General features: G+C 54.7%; 4 protein-coding genes. All 4 read right to left on the reverse strand.

The window, feature by feature from the left end; translation table 11 throughout:
- Position 1 precedes the first annotated feature (1 nt).
- From J5I83_RS02605 to J5I83_RS02620, 4 genes are read right to left on the reverse strand one after another with little or no spacing between them, the layout of a single operon-like run.
- A complete protein-coding gene (locus J5I83_RS02605; protein ID WP_304053068.1) occupies positions 2 to 3,148 on the reverse strand; it encodes a type I restriction endonuclease subunit R in 3,147 nt (1,048 codons plus the stop codon).
- Positions 3,149 to 3,204: 56 nt separating this feature from the next.
- On the reverse strand, positions 3,205 to 3,459 hold the full coding sequence (locus J5I83_RS02610; RefSeq protein ID WP_304053070.1) for a YgiT-type zinc finger protein: 255 nt from the start codon (positions 3,457 to 3,459) through the stop codon (positions 3,205 to 3,207).
- A 60-nt stretch (positions 3,460 to 3,519) separates the two neighbouring features.
- A complete protein-coding gene (locus J5I83_RS02615; protein WP_304053071.1) occupies positions 3,520 to 4,767 on the reverse strand; it encodes a restriction endonuclease subunit S in 1,248 nt (415 codons plus the stop codon).
- Positions 4,768 to 4,772: 5 nt separating this feature from the next.
- Entirely contained in the window at positions 4,773 to 6,029 is a 1,257-nt protein-coding gene (locus J5I83_RS02620) for a hypothetical protein (RefSeq protein ID WP_304053072.1), read from the reverse strand.
- Positions 6,030 to 6,155 lie beyond the last annotated feature (126 nt).

Here is a 6,155-nt window from a genome sequence, read left to right on the forward strand (position 1 = left end):
ATCAGGTGGCGTACAGAATCCGGTCGTTGTTCTTTTCGGCAATCTCCATCACACGCGAAATAATCTGGTTACGTCTGGCAATTAAATTCGGCAGAGTGTGAAAGGCTTCTGAAAGCAGAATTTGCTGGATTTCCGCTTTCAACTTGTTGCGGGCAGGCGCGCTTTCCCAGAAACTGGCGAGCCTCAACTCACGCTCCACTGCCAGGTAAATCTGTTGCGTCAAATTGACCAATAACGCAATGCGATCATCGGGCTTCCCATAGTAGCCAGGCTGTTCCTCCCAGATAGCATTGAGTTCAGCCCGCAGCATGCGGAAGAACGGCATTTGCTTTTTCTTATGCAGACCATAAGTCGGCTCGCTCTCAGTCCTGATGATGCGCTTGCGCAGTTTCTCCAGTTCTTCGTAAATTTTCTGCCAATTATCCTTAAACGCTTGCAGGATATCTGCCAGCGCTTTAGCGAATGAGGCTTGCAGCTCCGGATCGTCGTTCAGTTCCACATCGAGATGGTGACGGATGGCATGCTCGACTTCTGCAGCCTTGGTCTTGGTGCGCGTACGCTTGGCAACTTTACACTCGAAATCCTCGTCGAGAATCGAGATCGGTTTGACCTTCAACTCAATACCCTTGGAGGCCAGATACTGATCCGTCAAGGCCCGTAGCTTGGGTGGAATCCCTTTCATACTGAATCGTGCATCGTGCAAGTGTCGGCCAGCCAGCACATTGATTTCCGTCAACGCGTGATAAGTTGAAAAGTACTCAAGCGCCTCCTTGGCGGGAAATACCAAATCGAGGCTGCGGGTCAGCTTGCGATAGGCCAGCATGAATTCGAAGCGAATGTCCTCATCATAAAACAGATCAAAAAAAGCATCATGGTCGTTGAGGTCGGTCAGACCGTGCTGCTCCAACAGCGCCATGATCGCCTTGAAGTCGGCTTGCAGCGCGCGCAACTCATCTTCGGGGAAGCTCAAGGTGTCCAACATTTCCTTCTGTTCGCGCTCATCGTAGTTATCGATGGCCTTTTTGAGGTGATGGCCGATGCCCACGTAATCGACGATGAAGCCCTTCTCCTTGGCTGCACCCGCTACACGGTTGACCCGCGCAATCGCTTGCAACAAATTATGGGCGACGATTACCTTGTCTAGATACATCACCTGCTCGATAGGTGCGTCGAAGCCAGTGAGCAGCATGTTATTCACGATGACGATACCGATGTCACCGGTCACGCCTTCATCCTTACCTTCGAACGGCAGCTTGAAGCTTTTGATGGTGCGCGTGTGGCGGGCGCTGTCGGTAAATTCTTTGATGTGCGGCAGGTCATTGTGGTTGCCGGAAATGACCACATCGGTTTTCAACGTGTTAAGGCGTACCAAATCGATATTGAGAGGATTGGCCTGTTCCAGCTTCTCGATGGCTTTAGCCAGCGCCTCATCCAGCGCGGCTTTGTAGCGCACCGCCGCCTCGCGCGAAGTGGCCACCACCTGTGCCTTGAAGCCGTTGGGAAAAACGTGATCGAGGTAATGCGTCACCATGTCCCTGGCCTTGGCCTCGATGGTGGATTGGGCTTCGAGATACGCTTCACGCGAACCGTAGCCGAGGATTTGCAGGCGTTGCTCAAGGTCATAGTCGCTGAATACGTCGGCAAAAGCGGTATCCATGCCCTGCTGATCCGGCACCTCGGCGTTGTGGGTACGGCCTTCGTAGACGATCTCCAGCGTCACGCCGTCCTCAATGGACTGGCGCATGGTGTACTTGTCGATGTAATCACCGAATACTTGCTCGGTCTTATCGATCGGCGTGCCGGTATAGCCGATGCGCGCCGCGTTGGGGATGGCTTTGTCCAGGTTCGCCCCAAGCAGAGCGTACTGCGAACGATGCGCCTCATCGGTCATCACCAGAATGTTCGGACTCGTGTTCAGCTCAGAGAAAGTCTCGGTGAGTTCCGTCTCGCGGAACTTGTGGATCATCGCCATCACCAGGTCCGAGGAATCGCTGCGCAGCAATGCCTTCAGCTTGGCGATGCTGTCCGCCACCTTCACCGTGAAACCGATGTTCTGGCCGGTTTCACCGAGTTGCTGTTCCAGTTGCGTGCGATCGGTGACGAACACCACCTTCCACTTGCAAAGCTGCGCATGGCGGTACATCTCGCGCACCATGAACATCATGGTCAGCGACTTGCCCGAGCCCTGGGTATGCCAGACGATGCCGCTGCGCGCGCGAGGCGTCTTGCCCATCAGCAGTCGGTTTACCGCCAGCTTCACGGCGCGGAACTGCTGATAGCGCCCGACGATCTTGATCCGCTCGCCCTTGTCCGATTCCGAGAAAATGGTGAAGGTGCGGAGGATATCCAACAGGTTCTGCCGATCCAGCATGCCCGCCACCAGCCGCTGCTGGTCGTTGGGACTGCTGCTGCCGTGGCTCAGGTCCTCCACCGTGCGTGGCCAAGGGTCGGACCAGCGGTAGAAATGCTTTTCGATGTGGGTGGTAAGAGTGCCGAACTTGGCCTCATTGCGGCAAGTGGCGACCACGAACTGATTGAAGTAGAACAGCAGCGCACTGCCTTCCCCCTTGGCCCCGCGCTGCTCGCTGTAGCGCAGCAACTGGTCAATGGCCTCCGGGATCGGCTCCTTCACCTTGGGCGACTTGCACTCGATCACCACCACCGGCAGGCCGTTCAAGAACAGCACAATATCCGGCACGATGTGGTGCTCGGTGCCGGGGATGCGCACCTTGAATTGGCACACCGCGAGAAAGCGGTTGTTATCGCGGTGCGTAAAGTCGATGTAGCGCACCGTGGGGCTTTTCTCGCCGGTTTTTCGATTTTCGGCGACACTGGTGTTTTCCAGCAGCAGGTTCAGCACATGGCGGTTGTTCTCCAGCAGGTTGCTGCCAGGGAAGCTGGCGGTGAGGCGCTTCGCTACTTCTTCCACCTGATCGTCTTCCAGCCATGGGTTGATCACCTTCACCTGCTCGCGCGCTACCTGCTCCAACACCACCTCGTCGAAGCTGTTGCGCAAGCTGTCTTTCGGTGCCTGCTTCATCTCCAGGTCGATCACCTCCCAGCCCAGCTCCGCCAACTGATCGAGCAGCGGCTGTTCGACGTGGTTGCGTTCATCAAGGCGGATGTGTTCGACTCTATTTTTCTCCATCGCTGTTTTTTAGTCAGAGTCTGGTATCAAGCGAATTTCAAGCATCCGCAAGGTGTCTACCGCACACTGTCGAATGCTTCCACCGCCACACTGACATAGCGCGCCGGTTCCCGGCGATGCTCGGCAATCTCCCGGTGATCCGCCTCGATGCGCTTTAAAACGTCGATTTCGAAATATTGTTCGCCGCAAAAATCGCATTCCAGACAGGGCACGCCTTCCACAATCAGCAACTGTTCATCGTGCTGATGCAAGTAGCGCGTGGTTTTCGGCGTAAGATGCTTGTTACCGCAAAAAGCGCATTGTTCAGTCATGTTGTACCTCGCTCATAAGGATTCTTGAATTTTATCCTGATAGATCATGCGATTTTATTTTTATGATGTGGGTTGAGCGAGGAGCGGGGTGACGCGGCGCTCGCCGGTGAGGAGGTCGTGCATCAGCCCCCGCTTTAGGGCGTTGTACTTTCTCAAACTGTCTCGGCAGTTCTTTACAAAGCACTCCATAGCCTCAACTCGTTTTGAGATTTCGGTCATCTCTTTTTCGTTTTTCGGAAGCAGTACAAGAGGTGCCAAGATTTCGCTTTTCGATAAGTGGGGTATATCCATGCCCTTCTGCTGCAAAAGAAGCTCTCTCTGGTATTGGGGCGACAGGATCAAAAACCTCATGAACTGCTTTGGGATTCCAATCGGAATGAAACAACCAACCCGTTGCACGAGCAAACACGGGAGATCGTCCTCCGTGACTGCGCTAACCTTGAAACCTTGCTTTGTAAATGTACGGTCCATCCCAATAACTAGATCGCCTGCGATCAAGCGGTAATCCTCAAAATCATCTGCAATCTCTAGCGGTAGGCACGCAGTATCTTTCCAATCCAAGGTACCAGTCCCAACATTTTCCCCGCGAAGTAGTCTCACTCCGTCCTCGGAAAACCACGAACTCTTAAATGCATACCCAACTCGCAGATCTGCGGCTTCAGCCAACGGTGCCACCTCCCACTCCACCGGAATCCGCCCCAGCGGGGAATCCTTGAAGGCGTGGGTAGCTTCAGAGCGGATATTGCCGTGCTCGTCGATGCCCTTGGTGAGCAAGTCCTGCATCAGGCCGATCTTGATGCGCTGCTGCTTGGCGATGAGCGCCTCGGTTTGCTCGATGGCACGGTCGACCGCCGCAATAACACTCGCAACACCCTTTTGCTCAGCCTCATCAATTGGGAAACGCGCAGAGAACTTCTCAAGCTCTTTGCGGGTAATGTGCTGCATTGTCGAGCCATGAGACGCTTTTATTAACTCCGGCAAATAGAACTCGATAAACGACTTGAGAAACTCCCGATCTACCCCCTCCTTTTCAACAACCTTGAAAAGGTGCTGATTTAAAACTGCCTTCCCATTTTTCCAAATCCTCAGAAACAGAGATGCACTCCAGGAGAAAATTAGGTCCTCATCATCGATTATATTTTTCTGCGGAAGCTTGCCAACATAGTAGTCTACCGGAGCATTTGGGTTTTTAAGTTGTTCGATCCGGATAATTGGCAGCCCTTCCGTACCCCAGTCTTCCGGCGCAAAGGCATAACCGTTGACGTATTCAGCGAGATCGGTGAGTTTTCTAATTTCCCATGCGCTCATCGACATCACCCCAGGTAACCCAGTTTTGCCAAGAACCCATTTAGCGAATTCAAAGATTTTTCCCGTTCCGCCTCTAGCAACTGATTCGACACCGCGTACTTGTCCCACAGGTTCTCGACGAGGGCGAGCAGCGCGCGCTTTTCGGCATTGAGGTAGCGCAACAGCTCCTTGTTGGCGAGATCGTGCAGTTTTTTGAGGATCAGGCGCTTGGCATCCTGTTCGCTGATCTGGCCGCCGATGGCGGCTAGCAGGTCGTCGATGCGGGCGAGGCGCATTTGCAGTGCGGCTTTATCCTTTTCCAGCGCGGTGAGTTTTTTCTTGTCTTCCTTCACTGCCGGGTTCAACGCTTTCATTGCAGTATTGGCCTGAACAATGAGCTTATTGGTTTCGGCCTTGGCATCCATGCCGCCGATGCGCTTGAGCCACAGCTTCAGCTCCAATTCGTCCTGCTTGGTTTTGAATACAGCCTTATGCACTTTGATGCGCTTCTCAATGGCGGTGATGCCGTCGTATAGTTCTTCGTATTGTTTGCGCTCTTTGATGGCGGAATCGGTATTGGCATCGGCAAGATCGTCGATCAGTGTCTTCAGGTATTTCTTGATGGTAGCGGCGGTGAGTTTAGCCTCATTTTCTTCGCCTTCGCCCTCTTCTGCTTCATAGTTCACGCTTTCTGCGGCGACCTCGGCCGCCTCGGTCAGTTCGCCCTGGGCCTCGTTGATCCCCCCCTCCAGCGCCTCGATCTCGTCCGCCTCGTTCTGGAAGTATTCGGCGATGAGGGTGCTGTCCGGGATCAGGGTGTGGTGCCAGCCGGTGGAAATGACGGTCTTGAGGTCGAAGCGGATGGCCTGCCACCAGTTGACGAACACGCCCGCGCTCTTGAATTCGTCCAGCACGCCCAGGGGCTGGAGCTTGGCCTTTAAGGTGGCGAGCAGCTCAGAGCGCACCTCGGGCAGCTTGCGCCCTTCGCGCAGTTGGGCAAAGTCGTGCTGCGCCACCTGCCACCACTGTTCCAGCGTGGTGTGATGGGCGGCGAGCTTGGCCTGTAAGTTCGTGTCCGCCTCCAGCGTGGCCTTGATGGCGGGCTTGGCGTCGAGCGCCGCGCGGAAGGCAACATAATTGGGGCGCAACGGTTCGAAGAAGATGTCCGGCGCCATGCCGAACTTGTCGAACTCGCGCTGCTTAGCTACCACCTCGGCCTGCGGGATGCCGCCGATGAGGTGAGCCTGCACGTCTTCCGGCTCCGGCGCGGGGGTGTTGTCCACATAACGGCGGATGTTGAGGTTCTAGTCGTGCTGGCTGGTGATTTCGTCCTTGTCCACCACGCTGCTGTACTTCGGAATGATGAGCTTGTGGGTAAAACAAACATCGATTTATTCGATGTCATAGGG

The organism is Nitrosomonas communis, from assembly GCF_024102715.1.
In the GTDB taxonomy this organism is placed as follows: Bacteria; Pseudomonadota; Gammaproteobacteria; order Burkholderiales; family Nitrosomonadaceae; genus Nitrosomonas; species Nitrosomonas communis_B.